This window comes from Vibrio sp. V38_P2S17PM301 (assembly GCF_009904845.1).
Taxonomy (GTDB): Bacteria; Pseudomonadota; Gammaproteobacteria; order Enterobacterales; family Vibrionaceae; genus Vibrio; species Vibrio proteolyticus.
The window spans coordinates 73,933-95,765 of sequence record NZ_WXWO01000049.1 but is presented as its reverse complement, the minus strand read 5'-3'; the positions used below and the strand labels follow the sequence as shown (position 1 = coordinate 95,765).

General features: G+C 52.6%; 17 protein-coding genes, 1 tRNA gene and 2 rRNA genes. 9 read left to right on the top strand and 11 right to left on the bottom strand.

The features are described 5' to 3' along the window. From CAG64_RS10625 to CAG64_RS10615, 3 genes are all read left to right on the top strand, one after another. Positions 1-129: ribosomal RNA gene (locus CAG64_RS10625) — 23S ribosomal RNA — on the top strand; the annotation flags it as partial. 171 nt (positions 130-300) lie between these two features. Next, a 5S ribosomal RNA gene (rrf, locus tag CAG64_RS10620) occupies positions 301-416 on the top strand. Positions 417-521: 105 nt separating this feature from the next. Next, a tRNA-Ser gene (locus CAG64_RS10615) sits at positions 522-612 on the top strand. A 376-nt stretch (positions 613-988) separates the two neighbouring features. Here the strand turns inward: CAG64_RS10615 and add are convergent. From add to glnA, 6 genes are all read right to left on the bottom strand, one after another. After that, on the bottom strand, positions 989-1,993 hold the full coding sequence (add, locus tag CAG64_RS10610) for an adenosine deaminase (RefSeq protein ID WP_161447598.1): 1,005 nt from the start codon (positions 1,991-1,993) through the stop codon (positions 989-991). A 97-nt stretch (positions 1,994-2,090) separates the two neighbouring features. After that, complete coding sequence (locus CAG64_RS10605; RefSeq protein WP_161447597.1) at positions 2,091-4,631, bottom strand: bifunctional diguanylate cyclase/phosphodiesterase; 2,541 nt, start codon at positions 4,629-4,631, stop codon at positions 2,091-2,093. Positions 4,632-4,729: 98 nt separating this feature from the next. After that, entirely contained in the window at positions 4,730-6,133 is a 1,404-nt protein-coding gene (gene glnG, locus CAG64_RS10600) for a nitrogen regulation protein NR(I) (RefSeq protein ID WP_021704682.1), read from the bottom strand. Positions 6,134-6,162: 29 nt separating this feature from the next. Further along, complete coding sequence (glnL, locus tag CAG64_RS10595; protein WP_161453776.1) at positions 6,163-7,209, bottom strand: nitrogen regulation protein NR(II); 1,047 nt, start codon at positions 7,207-7,209, stop codon at positions 6,163-6,165. A gap of 113 nt (positions 7,210-7,322) precedes the next feature. Continuing rightward, positions 7,323-7,835 (bottom strand): DUF4124 domain-containing protein, encoded by a 513-nt coding sequence (locus CAG64_RS10590; protein WP_161488279.1) that lies wholly within the window; start codon positions 7,833-7,835, stop codon positions 7,323-7,325. 115 nt (positions 7,836-7,950) lie between these two features. Then, positions 7,951-9,360: a glutamate--ammonia ligase gene (gene glnA / locus CAG64_RS10585; RefSeq protein ID WP_021704679.1), complete on the bottom strand. Its 1,410-nt coding sequence runs from the start codon at positions 9,358-9,360 to the stop codon at positions 7,951-7,953. A 488-nt stretch (positions 9,361-9,848) separates the two neighbouring features. Between glnA and typA the strand changes: the two genes are divergently transcribed. Both typA and CAG64_RS10575 read left to right on the top strand, forming a co-directional pair. Further along, a complete protein-coding gene (gene typA / locus CAG64_RS10580; RefSeq protein ID WP_021704678.1) occupies positions 9,849-11,678 on the top strand; it encodes a translational GTPase TypA in 1,830 nt (609 codons plus the stop codon). Between the two features lie 83 nt (positions 11,679-11,761). Next, positions 11,762-12,310 (top strand): AAA family ATPase, encoded by a 549-nt coding sequence (locus CAG64_RS10575; protein ID WP_161488280.1) that lies wholly within the window; start codon positions 11,762-11,764, stop codon positions 12,308-12,310. A gap of 14 nt (positions 12,311-12,324) precedes the next feature. Here the strand turns inward: CAG64_RS10575 and CAG64_RS10570 are convergent, their stop codons facing one another. Further along, on the bottom strand, positions 12,325-12,966 hold the full coding sequence (locus CAG64_RS10570) for a DUF2959 domain-containing protein (protein ID WP_161488278.1): 642 nt from the start codon (positions 12,964-12,966) through the stop codon (positions 12,325-12,327). Positions 12,967-13,005: 39 nt separating this feature from the next. Here CAG64_RS10570 and CAG64_RS10565 point away from each other — a divergent pair, with 39 nt between their 5' ends. From CAG64_RS10565 to CAG64_RS10555, 3 genes are all read left to right on the top strand, one after another. Then, on the top strand, positions 13,006-13,947 hold the full coding sequence (locus CAG64_RS10565; RefSeq protein ID WP_040902349.1) for a virulence factor BrkB family protein: 942 nt from the start codon (positions 13,006-13,008) through the stop codon (positions 13,945-13,947). Beyond that, on the top strand, positions 13,919-14,353 hold the full coding sequence (gene dtd / locus CAG64_RS10560) for a D-aminoacyl-tRNA deacylase (RefSeq protein WP_021704674.1): 435 nt from the start codon (positions 13,919-13,921) through the stop codon (positions 14,351-14,353). The genes CAG64_RS10565 and dtd overlap by 29 nt, the downstream gene beginning before the upstream one ends. Before the next feature lie 117 nt (positions 14,354-14,470). Next, positions 14,471-15,391 (top strand): bifunctional GNAT family N-acetyltransferase/hotdog fold thioesterase, encoded by a 921-nt coding sequence (locus tag CAG64_RS10555; protein ID WP_161453779.1) that lies wholly within the window; start codon positions 14,471-14,473, stop codon positions 15,389-15,391. Here the strand turns inward: CAG64_RS10555 and CAG64_RS10550 are convergent. The 4 genes from CAG64_RS10550 to hslR form a co-directional block, all read right to left on the bottom strand. Further along, on the bottom strand, positions 15,374-17,302 hold the full coding sequence (locus tag CAG64_RS10550; RefSeq protein WP_161488277.1) for an AsmA family protein: 1,929 nt from the start codon (positions 17,300-17,302) through the stop codon (positions 15,374-15,376). The genes CAG64_RS10555 and CAG64_RS10550 overlap by 18 nt on opposite strands. 110 nt (positions 17,303-17,412) lie before the next feature. Beyond that, the gene (pckA, locus tag CAG64_RS10545; RefSeq protein WP_021704671.1) at positions 17,413-19,041 is read right to left on the bottom strand and encodes a phosphoenolpyruvate carboxykinase (ATP); all 1,629 of its coding nucleotides are present in this window, start codon (positions 19,039-19,041) and stop codon (positions 17,413-17,415) included. Positions 19,042-19,378: 337 nt separating this feature from the next. After that, a complete protein-coding gene (gene hslO, locus CAG64_RS10540; protein ID WP_161488276.1) occupies positions 19,379-20,254 on the bottom strand; it encodes an Hsp33 family molecular chaperone HslO in 876 nt (291 codons plus the stop codon). A gap of 32 nt (positions 20,255-20,286) precedes the next feature. Continuing rightward, positions 20,287-20,673, bottom strand: a complete 387-nt coding sequence (hslR, locus tag CAG64_RS10535) for a ribosome-associated heat shock protein Hsp15 (RefSeq protein WP_021704669.1) — start codon at positions 20,671-20,673, stop codon at positions 20,287-20,289. Between the two features lie 241 nt (positions 20,674-20,914). Here hslR and gspC point away from each other — a divergent pair, with 241 nt between their 5' ends. Beyond that, entirely contained in the window at positions 20,915-21,802 is an 888-nt protein-coding gene (gspC, locus tag CAG64_RS10530; RefSeq protein ID WP_081693130.1) for a type II secretion system protein GspC, read from the top strand. Positions 21,803-21,833: the final 31 nt, after the last annotated feature.

The following is a 21,833-nucleotide window of genomic DNA, read 5'->3' as shown; positions in this document are numbered from 1 at the left end:
AGATGAGTCTTCCCTGACGCTTTAAGCGTCCTAAAGGGTTGTTCGAGACTAGAACGTTGATAGGCAGGGTGTGTAAGCGTTGTGAGGCGTTGAGCTAACCTGTACTAATTGCCCGTGAGGCTTAACCATACAACACCCAAGGGGTTTTGATGGACTCAATGAAAGAACATTGAATGTGTAAGAACGAGAATTAAAAAACAGCTTTCCGAATTTAGGAATGGAATTTATTAACGACATCCATGTCGTTAACCCTTCGGGCCGCACTAAAGTGCGTTAAATTTTGTTCCAGACAAAATTTTGCTTGGCGACCATAGCGATTTGGACCCACCTGATTCCATGCCGAACTCAGAAGTGAAACGAATTAGCGCCGATGGTAGTGTGGGGTTTCCCCATGTGAGAGTAGGACATCGCCAGGCTTTAATATCGTTTTCAGATACTCATTTTTTAGTGAATATACTCTGAAAACACAGCTAAATATCCAGCAGCATAAGTGTAAGACTCGGTGTTTAGTGACAATTTGTGGAGAGATGGCTGAGTGGTTGAAAGCACCGGTCTTGAAAACCGGCATACGTTAATAGCGTATCTAGGGTTCAAATCCCTATCTCTCCGCCACTATTGAAAAGCCTCGCTAGAAATAGCGAGGCTTTTTTCATTTCAGTTGTCTGATAGATCATCTCACGCCCTCTATTTAATACTCTCTAGGTTTGTGTGCCCGATGTGCACTCCTGCGGTTAAACGAAAATCTGTGACAACGTGTGCGATCGCCGTGAACTGTCAGCCGATAGTCGTTTGTCTATTCAGGCTTAGAACAGGCTATGCTGGGTGAGAATTTGATTACCAGCACCCTGCGTATCCATCCTGAGTCTCATTGCTATTCTCCAACTTACTTGTTACTTGCCTGAGAGGGGCCACAAGAAAAGGTGAGTATATTGACAGGAACAAAAAAGCCGACACACAGGTGTCGGCGCCAGAAGTTATCAATCGCTATTTATCCACGCTGAGCCGCAATCTCTCGTAATGCTTGCTTTTCGTTGTCGGACAAGAAGGCGATTTCAAGACCATTGATTTGAGCCTGGCGAATCTGCTCTTGAGACAAGCCAGCTTTAGGGGCAGCCACTTCGTACTCATAAGGAAGTTCGATACCTTCCACGGCCGGGTCATCGGTATTGAGACAAGCGAGAACACCATGCTCGAGGAAGGTTTTTAACGGATGGTTGGCCAGAGATTCTACCGTACTGGTCTGGAAGTTTGAGGTAAGGCATGACTCAATACCAATGCGATTTTCTGCCAGGTAGTCCATCAGTTTCGGATCGTGAACCGCTTTGACACCGTGGCCAATCCGTGTCGCCCCCAGCTCTTCAATCGCCTGCCACATACTCTCGGCCCCGGCCGCTTCCCCGGCGTGAACGGTGACGTTCAGTCCAGCATCTTTAACTTGTGTGAAGTGTTTCACAAAGCGCTCTCCCGGCTGTCCCAGCTCATCACCGGCAAGGTCGACGGCAACGATGTGGTCTTTCTGAGTCAGGATCGCATCAAGTTCTTGCTGACACGCATCGGTACCGAATGTGCGGCTCATAATACCGATAAGATTGGCCTGAATACCAAAATCACGCACACCAGCCTGCACGCCATCCACCACGGCTTCGACCACACCGGCAACGGGCAAGTTGTGTTTCATCGCCATGTAGTAGGGAGAAAAACGCAATTCAGCGTAGTCGATCTGTGCGTTGAGGGCGTCTTCGACGTTTTCATACGCCACGCGTCGGCAGGCATCCAAGTCCCCGAGTACGGCGACTCCCCAGTCGAGTTTGGACAAGAAGGCGACCAGAGATGGTTCGGCCTCCACAATTTGCACATGAGGGGTCAAGCCAGCCACGTCAGAAGCGGGCAGGGCAACACCGAACTTTTGTCCCAAGTCGAGAATCGTTTGGGTACGAATGTTGCCATCCAGGTGACGGTGCAAATCCGTCAGCGGTAAATTCTTGGTTATCATGATGGGGATCCTGCTCATAGGTTTTTGCTAAGTATAAAAATCGATCGGATGGGTGTCAGTATGGAAAGTGGTGAAATGTACGGAAATGGGGTGATTATTAATGCATGTTTACTAAATCTGTTGGCCATTCATCGAATGGAACCGGCCGACTGTAGAGGTAGCCCTGCGCATGGGGGCAGTGAAGTTGCTGTAGCATTTGCGCCTGTTCCTCGGTTTCCACCCCTTCGGCAATCAGGTCGACCTGCATACTCTTGGTCATCGTAATGATGGCGGCGACAATCGAGTCGTGCAGAGTATCCGGGCGCATTTTCTCAACGAAGGCCCGGTCGATTTTCAGACAGTCGAATGGCAGCTGATGAAGGTACGCCAGTGAACTGTAACCCGTGCCAAAATCATCGATGCCGATATTAATCCCCAGTTGTTTAATGGACCGCATGTTGTCCGCGATCACTGGATCTTTATCAACAATCCGTGATTCGGTGATTTCCAGCGTTAGGTTGCTGGCGTTCATGCCGGTGTTACGCAAAATCTCACTCAGACTGGTCAGCAGATTGGGCTGGGAGAGCTGATTGACGGACAAGTTCACATGCAGCTTGAAATCCGCACTCCACTTGCCTTGCTCAATGCCGAGCATGGTGTCCCGACATGCCTGGTACAGGATCTGTTCGCCTATTTGACCGATCAGACCGCTGTCTTCGGCCAGCGCAATAAACTCAATCGGTGGGATCATGCCGGTAGTGGGCGACAGCCAACGCGCCAGCGCCTCGGCACCGACGATTTCACCGCTGTTCAGATCGACGATCGGCTGATAAAACGGCACGAATTCCTGCCGTTCAATGCCACTGCGGATCTTGGTCAGCATCCGGGTGCGTTTGAGTGACAAGTCGGCCATTTCCGGAGAGTAGTCGCTGATGCCACTCAGTTCGCGTTTGGCGTTACTCAGGGCAATGCTGCCGTTACGCAGCCAGGTCGCCATATCCGTTTCCCGACACTCGGCCACAACCCCGACAGACACACTGACCACAATATGCTCGCCCTGCATGCGAAATGGCGCTGCGAAGCGTTGCTGGATGTGATTGGCCATATCATGGACCTGAGCTGCGGACATTGGATCTGGCAGATAAATCGCAAACTCATCGCCGCCAATGCGGGCAAGCAGGCTGTCCGGGCTGGTAAAGCTACGCAGACGTTCGGCGATGTTCAACAGCAACTGGTCACCATGGTTGTGGCCTAAACTGTCGTTGATCTCACGGAATTTATTGACCCCAATCAGCAGTAAACTGCCGTTGAGATGGAACAGGTTGTTTCCGGTGTCGATCAGCCCCTGACGGCTGTAGAGTTTGGTCAGTGAGTCATATAACAGCTGGTAGCGCAGGGCGTCGAATGACGCTTTCAGACTATTGGTCATTTCGTTGAATGCGTTGACCAGCATGCTGGTCTCATAAATCTGTCCAGGTTTTGGCAACTGGCTGTCCCAGTCTCCCTGGGCGATCCGTCTGGCGGTATTGGCTGTCGTGGTGATGGGGGCCATGATGCGGTTAAATGCGACCAGGCCCAACAAAATACCGATCACACTGACCCCAATCCCCAGCAGCCAGCTTTTCTCCTGCTTTTGTGGCAGAGTGCCGAGCAGATCGGTTTCCGCAATGATCACACCGATGTACCACTGCAGCCCGTGCGGGTCATGGTATGGCGTCAACAGACTGAAGTAACGGTCACCGTCCTGAGCAAACGAAAAATGCTGGGTGCTTTTGTTTTGCGTCAGTTGATGCTGGCGCGCGTATTCGGAACCGGCGGCGATCACCGGGTTTATGCTTTCGGTGGCCAGCAACCGTTCGCCTGCTTGCGTCTGTTCAGTGCCCCAGGAAACGATACTGCTTTTACTTGACGAGGCGATAAGACGTTGCTGGATGTCGGTGAGGTAAACCAGTGCGGTGGTGTTACGGTGCAGGCGACGCAGGAAGGCGTTGAACGTATTGATTTTGACATCGGTCACCATTACCCCCAACAGCTGTGATCCGTCCATCACCGGTGCCAGCGCAGACAGGGTGACTTCCTGCTTTTCATCCACATTGGCGTAAATTGGTGACCAGGCGGGCTCAGGGTTGGCCACGATCGGTGTGTACCAGGGGCGGAGTTTGGGGTTGTAATCCGCGATGGACGAGCGGACATCGTCACTGATGCGATCGCTCTGGTAAATGGTCAGAACCTGCGCGGTACGGGCATCTTTGACCATCAGTGCATACTCTTGGTTTGGTTCTTTGCGGATCCCGACGTACTCGGCGCCTTCACTACCAAAACTGATCACGTCGATTTGTTGCAACGGCTGATAGATGCGGGTGAAACTGCTACGCAGGTAATTCTCTACCGCCGAAAGATCGGATGAGGGATACAGTTGGTGATAACTGATCCCATGGCTGAGGATCTGGTTGATTTGAAAAGGCGCCTCAAGAAAATTGCGCAGCTCCAGGGTCACATTGTTGGTCAGCGAGCCGAGTTGTTTGAGGCTGACGTCTTGCACCATCTCTTCATAGTTACGTTTCTGCGCGGCCACAATCACGCCAATCGTGAACAGGACGATCATCACGAACGGCACCACGACAGCGGTACGTAGGGTGATTTTACTGGCTAGACGCATAGACCACGCACTATGAAAGGCTCATAGGTAAAATACTATCTGTTTTATAAATATCGGGCGAGTATTTTCTCCCCAATAATTAACAAAATTCACCCAATTCAGTACAGCTCTTTTAACTTTCGGGTCAGAGTGTTGCGCCCCCAGCCGAGGACTTTGGCGGCATCCTGCTTATGTCCATTGGTGTGTGACAGAGCGGCTTCGAGTAAGATGCGCTCAAACTCGGGCAAAGCGTAGGCGAGAATTTCGGTTTCGCCGGCAGCCAATGCCTGTCTGGCCCAATTTTCCAGTTGCTGTTGCCAACTGCTGCCTTCACTGGGGGAATAGGCCGTTTTTTCTTCCAACAACTCACCGGGCAGGTCACCAGGCAGGATTTCGCTGCCGCTGGCCATGACGGTCAGCCAGCGACAGATGTTTTCCAACTGACGCACGTTGCCCGGCCAGTCGAGACGATTGAGGATCTCAACCGTGGAAGCGTGCAGGGTTTTCATGTCAACGCCCAGTTCTTTGGCTGCCAGAGCCAGAAAATGTTGCGTCAGCTTCTCGATATCCTGTTTGCGCTCACGTAGCGCCGGGATCTGAATCCGGATGACATTGAGACGGTGGAACAGATCTTCACGGAAATCGCCCTGATGGACCAGTTTTTCCAGATTCTGGTGAGTGGCGGCCACGATACGCACATCGACTTTGATCGGCGAGTGACCGCCGACCCGGTAAAACTGACCGTCGGCCAGCACGCGCAGTAACCGGGTTTGGATGTCAAGCGGCATATCGCCGATCTCATCGAGGAACAGCGTGCCACCATTAGCTTGCTCAAAGCGCCCCTGACGGACATTATTGGCGCCGGTAAACGCGCCTTTCTCATGACCGAACAACTCAGACTCGATCAGATCTTTCGGAATCGCAGCCATGTTGAGCGCGATAAATGGTTTGCTGGCACGCGGGCTGTGTCGGTGCAGTGCCTGGGCGACCAACTCTTTACCGGTGCCCGATTCGCCGTTGATCAGGACAGAGATGGAAGAGCGGGACAAACGCCCTATAGCGCGAAAGACTTCCTGCATGGCGGGCGCTTCACCGATGATTTCTGGCGTATTGCCCATCACATCCTCTTCGGCTGCCTGCTCGCGTTTCTGTTCCTGGCTGTGGGAGATGGCCCGCTCGACCAGCGTCAGGGTTTCATCGACGTCAAACGGCTTCGGCAGGTACTCGAACGCGCCTTTCTGATAAGCATTGACCGCTGCATCCAGATCGGAGTGCGCTGTCATGATGATGACCGGCAGGTCAGGAGAGCGGCTGTGTACCTGATTGAGCAGCTGAATGCCATCCATGCCCGGCATGCGGATATCGGACACCAGCACATCCGGCGTCTCCCTCTCCAGCGCAAGCAGAACGCTCTCGGCGTCGGAAAAGGTGTCGCATTTTATATTGGCTGAGCTGAGGGTCTTCTCCATAACCCACCGAATGGAGCTGTCATCGTCGACAACCCAGACGTATCCTTTACTCATAAATCGTTTCCTTCCAGCAACAAGTTGGCCTAAATCGGCAAATAAATCGTAAATGTGGTTTGTCCCGGCCAGCTCTCGACATCAATTTTGCCCCGGTGCTGATCGATCAGGTTCTGAGCGATGGACAAGCCCAGTCCGGTGCCGCCTTCGCGCCCGCTGACCATAGGGTAGAACAGCGTGTCCTGCAGCTCGCTCGGAATGCCTGGCCCGTTATCGATCACTTCAATGCGTGCGGCCAGTTTGTAGCGCTGACCGTGGATATTGGCCTGATGCACCGTTCTGGTGCGTAAGGTGATGGTTCCGTGCTGCTGTGCCAGCAAAATCTGGCCGGCATTACTGACGATGTTCAGCAATGCTTGCTCGATCTGGTCGGTGTCCATCAGTAAATCCGGCAGGCTGGGATCGTAGTCTCGTTCGATGACCACCTGACTGCCGACATCCAGCTCAACCAGTTGGCGGACTTTTTCCAGGATCACGTGCAGGTTTTCCGAGCGTTTCTTACCGGGCTTTTGCGGTCCGAGCAGCCGGTCAACCAGCGCCCGCAACCGGTCTGCTTGTTCGATGATGATCTGGGTGTACTCGGTCAGACTCTGATCGGGCAGCATACGTTCCAGCAACTGCGCCGCGCCACGCAGACCGCCGAGCGGGTTTTTGATTTCATGGGCCAGACCACGCACCAGCAGTTTCGCCGCCTGTTGTTGGGCGTGTTGGTTGAGTTCCTGACTAAGACGGCGCTGCTGATCGATTTTGCGCATTTCCACCAACAGCATCAGACCTTTGTGCCAGGTCAGCGGGCTTACTGTTACTTCCAGCATCAGCGGCCGTCCATCGACGACAAACGTCACGTCGCTGTCGGTGATACTTTGTCCGCTCTGCAATGGTTGAGACAGCAGCGCCAGATCGAGAGAAGCGTGCTGGATCAGATGAGACAGTGGTTGGTCCAGCATGCGCTTGGCACTTTGCGAAAACAGTTGCTCGGCGGCTGGGTTGGCGTAGCGCACCACCAGTGCTTCGTCCAGCATCAGGGTGGCGGTCACCAGGTTGTTTAAAATGGTCTGACTCAGTTCGCTGCTCACAACGTCATCCTTGTTATTGCTCCAAAATAATGCAATGCACCAAATTGGTGCGTTGTGTTTTTCAGTATGGCGCATTCATCCTGTAAGAGAAAGCGAAAAACCGGATATATCGGTTAAGAACGTGGCGATTTGACGGACGCACGATGTAAATGCACCGTTATCGATCCTGATGTTGCAATAAGCTTGCCAGACCTCTGCAGACGCACGCTCAGTTCATGTGAGCCGCGATCCATATTGTGCAGTTGCCACTCCCATCGGCGTTGAGGGGCGCCCCAGGGCTGGCCATCGACCAGGAGCTGCAGGGTTTCGTCTTCGGCCAGCGTCCGACTGACCTGGACCTGGATGCGGAGGTTGCCTGCGTTGCTGCGAATGGTGGCGTCCATGGCAGGGAAGACGATGGTGACGGTCTCCGTAATGGTGGTAGAGGCTGCGCTCGTCGGCGTGAGCGCGGCTGGTGCTGGGCGTAGCGCTGTGTTGCTGGACGGCAGAGTGACCGACTGGGCTTGTGGGTGGGCCGGAACATCGCTGAAATGGATCACACCCTTTTCGTCCTGCCAGTGATAAATGTCGCCAGCAAATAGGGAAGTGCTGAGCAGAGTGGCCAGCCCGCTGAGCCAATAATGCATTGTCGACCTGTGTGTTGCCGTGGTGAGTTTTTCAGGATACGCCAGGGTTGAGTATCGTAAATAACAAAAAGGCCCGCCTGCGAGGCGAGCCTTGATTTTATGCAACCGGACTGTCTTATACTGAGTAGTACAGTTCGAACTCAAGTGGGTGCGTGGTCATGTTTACTTTCTCAACATCCTGAGCTTTCAACGAGATGTAAGAGTCGATGAAATCGTCAGAGAACACGCCACCGGCGGTCAGGAATTCACGGTCTGCGTCCAGCTCTTCCAGTGCGTCTTTCAGCGAGTAAGCCACGGTTGGGATTTCAGCCGCTTCTTCTGCTGGCAGATCGTACAGGTCTTTGTCCATCGCTTCGCCTGGGTGGATCTTGTTCTTAATACCGTCCAGACCTGCCATCAGCATGGCTGCAAAACACAGGTATGGGTTGGCTGCTGGGTCACCGAAACGAACCTCGATACGGCGTGCTTTCGGGCTTGGTACCACTGGGATACGGATAGACGCTGAGCGGTTACGTGCTGAGTAAGCCAGCATAACCGGCGCTTCAAAGCCAGGGACAAGACGCTTGTACGAGTTGGTGGATGGGTTCGCAAAAGCGTTGATGGCGCGAGCGTGCTTGATGATACCACCGATGTAGTACAGTGCGGTTTCAGACAGGCCGCCGTACTTATCGCCCGCAAACAGGTTAACGCCGTCTTTGGCCAGTGATTGGTGCACGTGCATACCAGAGCCATTATCGCCAACCAGAGGTTTTGGCATGAATGTGGCTGTCTTACCAAACGCGTGTGCCACGTTGTGCACAACGTACTTGTAGATTTGGATCTCATCCGCTTTCGTGGTCAGCGTGTTGAAACGGGTCGCGATTTCGTTCTGACCTGCCGTTGCCACTTCGTGGTGGTGCGCTTCAACCACCAGACCCATTTCTTCCATCACCAGACACATGGCACTACGGATATCCTGAGAAGAATCGACTGGAGCGACAGGGAAGTAACCCCCTTTCACGCCTGGGCGGTGACCTTTGTTGCCTTCTTCGTAGTCTGAACCTGTGTTCCAAGAGGCTTCGACGTCGTCGATTTTGTAGAATGAGCCTGACATGTCGGTCGAGAATTTCACGTCGTCAAACAGGAAGAATTCTGGTTCTGGGCCGATCAGCACTGTGTCTGCAATGCCGGTTGAACGCATGAAGTCTTCAGCACGTTTCGCGATCGAGCGAGGGTCACGGTCGTAACCTTGCATCGTAGCAGGTTCCAGAATGTCACAGCGGATGTTCAGTGTCGCTTCTTCAGTGAACGGGTCAAGCACTGCAGACGATGCGTCTGGCATCATCACCATGTCTGACTCGTTGATACCTTTCCAGCCAGCAACAGAAGAACCATCGAACATCTTACCTTCTTCGAAGAAGTCAGCATCGATTTGGTGCGCAGGGATAGAAATGTGCTGCTCTTTACCTTTTGTATCAGTGAAGCGCAGGTCAACAAACTTAACTTCGTTTTCTTGGATCAGCGATAGAACGTTTTCTACTGACATCTTGGATAACCTCCAGTGTTATTAAAGCGGTATTAGCTCGATTCGGATAAATCCAGCATTGATTAATGTCATTTCAATTTGATTAATCGATGCTGATTTTTCTATAGCTAAAACTATGCCAAAAAAAATATTCCATTACTTTCAATGTTTTAGTGCTTTTGTGTTTATTTTGGTGCAAACGACTGCACCAAAATGATCGCTTGTTGCACTAATTTGGTGCGCTGAACGGATGTGTGTCCGTATGTGCCCCGGTAACCGTATCATTCAGCCTCTGATCCGCACCAATGTCAATCTCGATTTACTCCGCTGGCCGTTAGGCCCGTTGACGACTAGTCTGATAAAGGGCGGAAATGCTCTGGTGGAGATCACATATTTCTAGGTTTTTCCGCAAAATCTGGTACATTATTGGCCGTTTTTTTAATCAAACCTGTATGACTTACGGCGGCTGCGTCGCAAGGTGTACTTCGACTACCGAGTGAATCTAATTCATGACTACTCCACAGATTGATAAATTAAGAAATATCGCGATCATCGCACACGTTGACCACGGTAAAACCACACTGGTTGATAAACTGCTGCAACAATCAGGCACGCTTGAGTCTCGCGGTGAAGCTGAAGAGCGAGTCATGGACTCGAACGACATCGAGAAAGAACGTGGTATCACCATCCTGGCGAAGAACACGGCCATCAACTGGAACGACTACCGTATCAACATCGTTGATACCCCGGGACACGCCGATTTCGGTGGTGAGGTAGAACGTATCATGTCGATGGTTGATTGCGTTTGTCTGATTGTTGACGCGGTTGACGGCCCGATGCCGCAAACTCGTTTCGTTACACAGAAAGCGTTCGCACATGGCCTGAAGCCTATCGTGGTTATCAACAAGATTGACCGTCCTGGCGCGCGTCCTGACTGGGTGATGGATCAGGTCTTTGACCTGTTTGACAACCTGGGTGCATCTGATGAACAGCTGGACTTTAAAGTGGTTTACGCATCCGCACTCAACGGCTGGGCATCACTGGAAGAGGGTGAGACCGGCGAAAACATGGAACCGCTGTTCGAAACCATCGTTGAAGAAGTGGCGGCGCCAGAAGTCGATCTGGATGGTCCTCTGCAGATGCAAATTTCTCAGCTGGATTACAGCTCATACGTGGGTGTGATCGGTGTTGGTCGTGTGACGCGCGGTACAGTGAAGCCGAACCAGCAAGTGACAGTAGTGGGTGCTGACGGCAAAACCCGCAACGGTAAAGTTGGTACGGTTCTGGGTTATCTTGGTCTTGAGCGTCATGATGTTGAGCAAGCGACCGCGGGTGACATCATCGCCATTACCGGTTTAGGTGAGCTGAAAATTTCTGACACCATCTGTGACCAAGGCAAGGTTGAGGCGCTGCCTGCTCTGTCTGTGGATGAGCCGACCGTGACCATGACCTTCCAGGTCAACACGTCGCCATTCGCGGGTAAAGAAGGTAAATTCGTGACCTCACGTAACATCCTTGAGCGTCTGGAAAAAGAACTGGTTCACAACGTGGCGCTGCGTGTAGAGCAGACTGACAACCCAGATCAATTTAAAGTATCAGGTCGTGGTGAGCTTCACCTGTCTATTTTGATTGAAAACATGCGCCGTGAAGGTTTTGAGCTGGCCGTATCACGTCCAGAAGTGATCATCAAAGAAGAGAACGGCCAGTTAATGGAACCGTTTGAAACGGTAACCATCGACGTGTTGGAAGAGCACCAAGGTGGCATCATGGAAAATATCGGTCTGCGTAAAGGTGAACTGACCGATATGGCACCAGACGGTAAAGGCCGTGTGCGCATGGACTTCGTTATGCCATCACGTGGTTTGATTGGTTTCCAAACAGAGTTCATGACGCTGACCTCTGGTTCTGGCTTGCTGTACCACACATTCGATCACTATGGCCCGCACAAAGGCGGTACTATCGGTCAACGTAACAATGGTGTGTTGATTTCTAACGCAACCGGTAAAGCGCTGACTTACGCCTTGTTTAACCTACAAGATCGTGGCCGCCTGTTTGCAGAGCACGCTGACGAAGTGTACGAAGGCCAGATCATCGGTATTCACAACCGCTCGAACGACCTGACAGTGAACTGTCTGAAAGGCAAACAGCTGACCAACGTTCGTGCATCGGGTACTGATGAAGCGCAAGTACTGTCTCCAGCAATCAAGTACACGCTAGAGCAGGCGCTTGAGTTTATCGATGACGATGAGCTGGTGGAAGTGACGCCAGAAAGCATTCGTATCCGTAAGAAACACCTGACGGAAAACGATCGTAAGCGCGCGGCGCGCGACGCGAAGTAATTCTGGCTCATTGAGTCCGAACGTCCAGCCCCAAGTTGTGCACCAACTTGGGGCTTTTTTATGCCATCTGAGGAGGTGACATGATGAAACCGGTGATCATTTCCGGCGGGCCGGGGGCGGGCAAAACCAGCCTGATACGCGCACTTGGTGCACGCGGTTTCGCCACATTTGAAGAAGCCTCACGCAGGTTAATTGAGCAGCAGAGCCGTCTTCCCGATGGCATTTTGCCGTGGGACGATCTGCCCGGCTTTGCCCGTTTGTGCTTTGACGTGATGTGCGTCCAAAAACAGCAGGCGGCGACGTGTCCGGTGGCCCTGCTCGATCGAGGTATTCCCGATATTTGTGCCTATCTGATGGAAGCCGGGCTGGCCGTGGATCAAGTCTACCGTACAGAGTGTGAGGGGTATCATCCTCAGGTGCTGATGTGTCGTCCGGAGGCGTCGATCTATGTTCAGGATGAGGTGCGTCCGTACCCATTTGAGCAGGCGCTGGTGATTCACGAGCAATTGATCGCGACTTATCGAACTCTGGGGTTTGACGTGATCGAAGTGCCGTTTGCTTCGCTGGCGTTGCGGGCGAGGTTTGTGATTGACGTATTGGGTCTGGAGCAAGCGCAGGCCAGCGGAAACTGACCTGCTGGTGAGACTTATTTCTGGTTCAGCTGTTTGAGGAACTTGTCGGATTCAGCGATCGCCGCGTTCATCTGTTTGATGGCGAACTGGATATCCTGCTCGAGATCAGCGAATTCCCCCTGCAACGAGCCAATCGCGCTGGCGTTGAGGTTATGTTTGAGATACAGCGTGTTGTCGCGTAGCGTATTGAGTACTGGCGTCATTTTTTGCTCCGCGCGTTTCATGGCGGCAATCATGCTGTCGTATGAACTTTTGGTGTCACGCAGTTTTTGCTCGCTGGAGCGGCGCAGTTTGGCGCTGGTGTAGAGATCCAGCTCATCCTGCCATTCGTCAAACAGGGCTTGTGAGACATCTTCAATCGCGGCGATACGGTTACGTACATCCTGAGCGGCCTGTTCACTGTCCTGATATTTATCGTTGATCTGGTTGTACACCGCTTCCAGATCTCCGCCATCGAAGTTCGTCAACGCAGACAGAGATTCCAACGCACTGCTAAACTCTTGTTGCGCTTCTTGTTGTGATGTTTTGGCGTCTTCCACCCGGTCGACCATAATGTCGCGTTTGTGATACCCGACCTGCTCCATGGCGGAATAATAAGCGGTTTGACAGCCAGTGAGTGTCACAATTGAGAGAACGATAGCGATCAAGTAACGCATGATGATTTTCTTTCCATTACAATCAGTTGGATATTAAGCATGAACCAGTTACCAGGGAGATACAAGTTGAAAGTTGAATCAGTTGTGACACAGACACTACCGTTTGCGCGCTACTTGCTGACACGGGTCGGCCATGACCGAATCAGTGTCAGCGCTGGCTATATGGCATACATTACGCTGTTGTCACTGGTGCCGATGCTGACGGTGCTGCTGTCGGTGTTGTCATCGTTTTCGGTGTTTGCGAATGCCGGGGATGTGATTCAGGACTACGTGATCACTCACTTCGTGCCGGCGGCCGGTGATGCGGTACGTACGGCACTGAATGAGTTTGTGCAGAATACGGGTAAGATGAGTGCGGTGGGTGGTGGTTTTCTGTTTGTGGCCGCAATCATGCTGATTTCCAACATCGACAAGAGCCTTAACTACATCTGGCGGGTACGTAAAAAGCGTCGTCTGGTGTTTTCATTTTCAATGTACTGGATGGTGCTGACGCTGGGCCCGATCCTGGTTGGCGCCAGTATTGCGGCTACCTCATACGTAACGTCACTCAGACTGCTGGAGAGTGAGACCCTGAGTGGAGCCTTTAACCTGCTGTTGCGCTGGCTGCCACTAATTCTGTCGTTCTTTGCCTTTATGGGTCTGTACATGTTGGTGCCGAACAAAAAAGTGCATTTCAGTCACGGCGCGGTCGGCGCTTTGGTGGCAGCGCTGCTGTTTGAGCTGAGCAAAAAAGGGTTCGCGTTTTACATCACACAGTTCCCGTCGTATCAGTTGATCTACGGCGCCTTGGCCGCGATTCCTATCCTGTTTGTCTGGGTTTATCTGAGCTGGATGATCGTGCTACTCGGCGCGGAAGTGACCGCAGCACTGGGTGAGCGAGAGCACTGGAGCGACGACAAAGACATGGTACACTCCATCGCAGAATCGAAATTAGCGGATGAAGGATACGAGAGTGATAGCTCTGATTCAAAGAGTGAGTGAAGCTGCGGTACGGGTCGACGGTGAGGTCGTCGGTGAGATAGACAAAGGCCTGTTGGTGCTGCTTGGGGTCGAAAAAGATGACGACGAAGCCAAAGCCAAGCGGTTGGTGGAGCGCGTGACGACTTACCGGGTCTTTGAAGATTCAGAAGGGAAGATGAACCTCAACGTGCAGCAGGTCGAGGGGAAAGTGCTGGTGGTATCGCAGTTTACGTTGCCCGCTGACACCAAAAAAGGCACCCGCGCTGGTTTTTCTCGTGGCGCGCATCCGGCAGACGCCGAGCGTCTGTACGATTATTTTGCCGATCACTGTTCGCAGCAATTACCGACGGAGCGTGGCCGTTTTGCCGCAGATATGAAAGTCTCACTGGTGAATGACGGCCCGGTCACGTTCTGGCTTCAAGTTTGATATCGCGACGTCGTCGCAGGGAAACCGTTTGTAGTGCACAGGGTCTAACCCCCACCACAGACTGCTCTTATGTGTTGGGTTCAGGGAACCGAATCACACCAAACAGGGATAACAGGTATGTTTAAACTCATCACACCCAAAACCGACAATCAGCTCAATAAGTACTATTACTTTCGCTGGCAGATGCTGCGTGAGCCGTGGCGGATGCCGATCGGGTCGGAGCGGGATGAGTATGATGCAATGAGCCATCATCGTATGATCGTAGACAGTCGCGGACGGCCAATGGCGATCGGACGCCTGTACATTACCACGGAAAACGAAGGCCAGATCCGCTATATGGCGGTGAAGAATAACCGTCGCAGCAAAGGGTTAGGTTCGCTGGTGCTGGTGGCTCTGGAGTCATTGGCGATTCAGCTCGGAGCCAAGCGTTTGGTGTGTAACGCCCGGGAAGACGCGATTCTGTTTTATCAGAAAAATGGTTTTGAAACGCGCGGAGAGCTGAGCGATCAGCTCGGCCCGGTGCGTCACCAGCAAATGGTGAAGCCGCTCGATCCGATGGCCAATGTGCTACGCAACCCGGAATGGTGCGCGGATCTGCAAAAACGCTGGGAAGAGCAGATCCCCATCAGTGACAAAATGGGCATCAAAATCAACCAGTATAATGGCTATTCGTTTGAGTGTGGCGCACAGCTCAACCCCAACCTCAATCCTCACAACACCATGTTTGCCGGTTCGGCGTTCACCCTGGCGACCCTCACGGGCTGGGGAATGACCTGGCTGTTGATGAAAGAGCGTAATCTGAGCGGCGACATTGTGCTGGCCGACAGCCGCATCCGATATCGTCACCCGGTCGAAGAATGTCCGATCGCCAGCACGTCGCTGGACGGTATCAGTGGTGATTTGGATCGTCTGGCCTCGGGCCGCAAAGCCCGCATTGTGATCAATGTGACCATCTTCAGCGGCGATATCGCGGCGGTCGAGTTTGTCGGCACCTACATGCTGATCCCCAATTATCAGCGCCTAATCGGTACCGAGTGAGGTCTCTGGCGGGGTATTGATCGCTGGCTGCATAGGTTGGCAGGGATTGCCAGCCTGATAATCGTCGGCGACGAGATCGGCATCAAGCCGCTGACAAGGCGAATGCATGCGCAGCCACAGATGCCCCTGACTTGGATTGACCAGGTCAATCTCACCACGGATGGAACCGGTCATTTTGGGACCGCTTAGGGCTTCACTGCGCAGCGTCAGTCGGCCGCGATCGGCGCTCACGGTTAACTGTTCTAACGTAAAGTCTTGCGCATACGGAGGGCGCACCGGTTGTCCGGTCAGTGCGAGATGACCCTCGCGCACCGACGCGCTGAGCTGACCGCTGAGCGAGTGTGTCAGCAGCGCACGGCTGGCGGATAAGCCTTGAGCATCCAGATTGAACTCGCTCAACCCTGAACCTGTTAACGGCACGTCAAACCAAGTCAACCAGGAAGCCAGAGGCAGGCCATCGCCGCTGAGGGTTAGTTGCCATGGTGCGCCATCTTCGTTCAGTTGCCAGCGACCGCTGCCTTCGATGTAGCCTTGCTCTAACGGAATAAACAAGCGTTCGAGTTGCCAATCCCCCTTCTGGCTGCGGGTATTAACGACACCTTGCGATGCAATCAACGGCCCGTAACTGAGGCTGTTAGCGCTGATCTCCAGTTCCCCGTTCCACAGTCCGGGCTGGCCGTTGCGGATCAGTTCCAGCTGTTGTCCGTCGACGTTGAGGCCGGAGAGTTGCCAGTAAGGTTTCTGATCCAGCTGAATAATCTGGCTGCGATTGATATCCAACTGCGCAATGCTGAGCTGCTGTAAAGCACGGATTTTTTCGGCCAGTGCCGCCAAGGCCGGGGTGTCTTCCAGCCACTTGATGCCACTGATCTGCAGCGATTGCAGCGTGGCGCTGTGCGGGCGTATCGTGCCGGACAATTGAACCCGGCCCTGTTTAAAATCAGCATCAAAGTCATCGACTGTGAGGCGATCGTCGTCGAAATGCAGCTTCGCTGTCGCGCTTATCAGTTGCTGACCCAGGTAGTCGATACTCTCCGCGTCAAAGGACAGGTACCCTTTGCTTTGCTGCCACCATGAACGGGTCAGATCGAGGTTCTCCAGTGAGGCATCGAGATTGTTGAACTGCGCCCCCGCCAGTGTGAAGCTGCTGCTCAGCAGGTCAAGACTGTTGATGTGGCTGATGTGCTGATGGAGCGGAGCCAGAACCGCCAGGGCATGGTCGAGCGTGTCGGCATCGTTGATATCCAGACCGGATACGGTGACATTAACCAGCGACCAGCCGTGTGAGTACTGCTCTGCCTGACCGGAAACGTTGGCGTTACGCCAGCGAAAGGATGCGCCATAGACCGTGCTGTTTTGCGCTCGGTAATCGGCGTCGATCAGCAGTTGGTTGAGGGCTTCTCCTTGGTAATACAGCTGTGCGGCGCTGAGCTGGATGTTGCCGTAGGGCAGCCAGCCAGTGTGCCACTCGGGATGCGCAATTTGTACGTCCACGTCACGGGCCGACAAGGCACCGCTGGCCAAATCCAGGTGTTGCAACGCTAACTGGCCGATGTCGAGTGTTTGCAATATCGCGGACAACGATTGTGGTTGCCGGATATTCAGACCGTCGATCAACAGCGTGTCGAGTGCCAACTTACCGGCTTTAACCAGCCGGGGACTGACACTGAAAGCCAGTTGGGGCAGATACCAGGTTTGCTCGCCCTGGCGGTAGGTGGCGTTGTTCAGCGTCAGATGCAATGGGTATTGGTATTCGACCGACTCGGCACTCAATCCGGAAAATCGGGAGTGAGCGAGGGCCTGATTGGTCAGCGGGGTAAGGTATGTGGTATGCAGCAGAGCGAAAAGCACAAGAATGACGACCAGGCCTAACCCAATCACGGCCACCAGCAGCGCGAGTACTTTTCTCATCTCATCCCACCCGTATCGATATGTCCTGTTGGCATAGATTGGCGTATATTGCCGACGGCATCAATAAAAAAAGCCCCTCAAAAGAGGGGCTTGTTACTGAGTTATCAGTTTTAGTCCAGTTGAGGACCAGCCGCCACCAGCGCTTTGCCTTCGGCGTTGTCGGTGTACTTGTCAAAGTTGTTGATAAAGCGAGAAGCCAAATCTTTTGCTTTGCTTTCCCATTGCAGTGGGTCGGTGTAGGTATCACGTGGGTCGAGGATGGCAGGATCCACGCCTGGCAGAGCCGTTGGGACTTCCAGATTGAAGATAGGAATGTGCTTGGTTTCCGCTTGTTCAATGGAGCCATCGAGGATCGCATCGATGATGCCACGGGTATCTTTAATCGAGATACGTTTGCCCGTGCCGTTCCAGCCAGTGTTAACCAGGTAAGCTTCCGCGCCCGCGGCTTCCATACGTTTCACCAGCACTTCTGCGTACTTGGTTGGGTGTAGCGTCAGGAACGCCGCACCGAAACAGGCTGAGAAGGTTGGCGTTGGCTCAGTAATGCCACGCTCAGTCCCGGCCAGTTTAGCCGTAAAGCCAGACAGGAAGTGGTACTTGGTTTGCTCCGGAGTCAGTTTAGACACCGGAGGCAACACGCCGAACGCATCCGCGGACAGGAAGATCACTTTGTTGGCGTGACCGCCTTTGGAGACCGGTTTAACGATGTTGTCGATGTGGTAAATCGGGTAAGAAACACGGGTGTTCTCGGTTTTTGAACCATCATCGAAATCGATGGAGCCATCAGCGCGGACAGTGACGTTTTCCAGCAACGCATCGCGGCGAATCGCGTTGTAGATGTCTGGTTCTGCTTCTTTCGACAGCTTGATGGTTTTCGCGTAGCAGCCACCTTCGAAGTTGAACACGCCGTCGTCGTCCCAGCCGTGCTCATCGTCGCCGATCAGCGCGCGTTTTGGATCGGTCGACAGTGTGGTTTTACCGGTACCGGACAGGCCGAAGAAGACCGCGACGTCACCCTCTTTACCCATGTTGGCACTGCAGTGCATAGACGCGATGCCCTGCAATGGCAGGAAGTAGTTCATCATCGCGAACATGCCTTTTTTCATCTCGCCGCCGTACCAGGTACCGCCGATCAGCTGCATTTTTTCGGTCAGGTTAAATACGGTGAAATTTTCCGAGTTGAGGCCCTGTTCCTGCCACTTATCGTTGGTGCATTTCGCACCGTTCATCACCACGAAGTCCGGGGTGAATGTCGCCAGTTCTTCGTCAGAAGGACGGATAAACATGTTCTTGACGAAATGAGCCTGCCAGGCCACTTCGGTGATGAAGCGGACACACAAACGGGTATCGGCATTGGCACCGCAGTAGCCATCAACCACAAACAGACGCTTACCGGACAATTGCTTGCCAACCAGTGCTTTCAGATCGTTCCACACGGCCTGATTGATCGGTTTGTTGTCGTTTTTCGCCTGTTCAGACGTCCACCACATATTTTCTTCGGTGGTGGCGTCTTTAACAATGAATTTGTCTTTTGGTGAGCGGCCAGTGAAGATGCCGGTATCAACGGCCACTGCGCCCAGTTCCGTCACCACGCCTTTCTCGTAGCCCTCCAGATCTGAGCGAGTTTCTTCTTCGAATAACAATTCGTAACTCGGGTTGCGCACCACCTCAGTTACGTCGGTTATTCCGTATTGGGTAAGATCTAATTGTGCAGCCTTAGTATGTTCCATAACGGTCATAGGTGCTCCTTGTAGGGATATTTTGTAGGGATTTTGTCAGTATTTTTTAATTTTTATCTGCTCACCATGCTAGCAACGGGTCTGGGAGAAAACAGGGAGGTAGCTCAAACATTGTCCATGAATCCAGTGTGGTTTTAAGTAACCCGTCACATATTGGTCCTACTATTTTATCGCGCGCGCAAAGGTTTGCGCTAGATCAAAAGGATTATTAATCCCAAAAAATTAAGTACGCCGTACTGTGATCTTAACCCATTAAAATATAAGGGTTTGATCACAAAAAAAGGCCAGCTGAACGCTGGCCTGACACGGAGTTTATGTGCTTGTTAATTCAGGCGAATTAATGCAGGGTGTTGCTGCCGCCCTGCGCCTGAGCAAAAAGCTCGTCGACCTGGTCTTTGTCGAACGAATAGGTGGTGCCACAATAATCACAATGTAAGGCGATGGCGCCTTCTTCGGCGAGAATGTCATACACTTCGGCTTGATCGACCGTTATGATTGCAGCGCCGCTGCGCTCACGTGAACAGCCGCAATGGAACACAACGGGCTGTGGATCGAACAGGCGTACTTTTTCCTGGTTGTAGAGGCGGTACAGCAGTTCGCTGGCTTCGAGGCTGAACAGCTCCTCGTCTTTGACGGTATCGGTCAGTTGCTCCAGATGCTCAAAATCGTCCGCAGAACCTGTGCCGTCAGGCATGATTTGGATCAGCATACCGGCCGCATGGCGTTGACCGTTGTGTTCACCCGTGCGGATCCACAGACGGGTTTTCAGCTGTTCCGAATTGGCGAAGTAACCTTCGATCACGTCGGCCAGTGTCTCGCCTTCCAGACCCACCACGCCCTGATAGCGTTCGCCTTGTTTCGGCTCGATGGTGATCACCAGGTGACCTTTGCCCATCAGATCGTGCAGGCTGGCATCATCGGCAATGTCGCCTTCCCAGCGTGCCACACCACGGATCTTCTGATTGTGATCGCCATTGATCACCGCCAGAGAGACCGGACCGTTTCCTTGCAACTGCATCGTGATAGACCCCTCGAACTTCAGTGTGGCGGTCAGCAGTGTGGTCGACACCAACAGCTCACCCAGCAGTTTTTGAAGGGCCGCCGGATACTCCTTGCTGGAAATAATGTGTTGATACGCTTCATCCAGTTGCACCAACTCGCCACGCACAGAAAGGTCTTCAAATAGGTAGCGGTTTAATACATTGTTTGCCATGTAGCTATTTCCTCGTAAGAACTGTCCAGCTCTTATTGATGTTTGAATTTAATGATGTCGCGACGCTGCTTCTTATCCGGACGTTTTTCCGGGCTGGGGTTGTGCGCATGCAGCTTGCGTCGCAGAGCGTTGTCTTCACGCTTGGCGATACTTGCGGCGGTCTCGGAGTATAAAGTTTGTGCTTCCGGAGCACCACGCCTTTGGCCGGATATTTTCTCGATCAGGATGGTTTTCTCTTCATGCCCCTGGCGCAGCGTGATTTCGGCGCCGACTTCGACCAGTTTGCTGGGTTTGCTGCGTTGTCCGTTGTAGTGCACTTTGCCGCCGTCAATCATGTTGCGTGCCAGTGAACGTGTTTTATAAAATCGGGCCGCCCACAACCATTTATCGAGCCTGATGCCCTCAGAATTGGAACTCATACAGACAAAACCTCTCTAAGCTAATCGGTACATAGTCAATTAATTTTGGTAACAATGGTGTCGACATCTAAGTTTTTCAAGTTTCCTGACTTGAAATCAGGATTATTCTTAGATTGTATTTTTAACGCTGTGTTATAGTGTTAGGTTCATATAAATGCGTAGAAACATAAAGATACGCTAAAATTATAACGTCGTTGACTCTGCGCGAGGGAGTTTGGTGAAGCAGATTGAATTGAGCAAGATGCATGTCTGGCTGCACAATATAGGGAAGAATAACAAAGAGCTTCAGCGCTATGCCAGTGCTGGTCTGGCCGTGATCATGCTGATCTGGTCGGCCTGGCTGGTGGGTAAGATCGTCTGGATGTTGCCTGCCGATTCCTCCTCTGTGGTGACCTGGAAACCATCGGCTTCCGGCAACACCCCGTCTTATTCCAAGGAACTGGATCTTTCCAATGTCCATCAAAGTCATCTGTTTGGCCAGTATCAGGCCAATACGGACACCAAACCCAAACCGGTTGTGCAGGATGCGCCGAAAACGCAGCTCAATCTGATCCTGGTCGGCGTGGTGGCCAGCAGCGAACGTAACCTGGGTCTGGCGGTGATTGCCAACCGGGGTCAGCAGGCGACGTACGGAATCAGCGAACGGATTGAAGGAACACGAGCTAAGCTGAAAGCAGTGCTTAATGATCGTGTCATTATTGATAATGCTGGCCGGGATGAAACTCTGATGCTGGAAGGGATCGATTATAAAAAGCTGGAAGTGAGTGAACCGAGACGGGCCATCGTGTCAAATGTGCAAGGCAACAACCCGGCCAGTGCCGAAGACAAAATTGAGATGATCCGCAACGAAATCACCGAGAATCCACAAAAAATATTTGATTACGTTCGCTTGTCTCAGGTGAAAAAAGACGATCAGGTGATTGGCTATCGGGTGAGCCCTGGCCAAGATCCGGAACTGTTCAATTCCGTGGGCCTGCAAAATGGTGACATTGCGATCCGGCTCAATGGTGAAGACCTGACCGATAAAGATTCAATGGGCAAAATATTTCAAAACATCTCTGAGTTGACCGAACTGAGCCTTACTGTCGAGCGCGATGGTCAACAACACGATATCTATATTGAGTTTTAATACTGATGCCGGAGTGGCGTGAGTCGAGGAG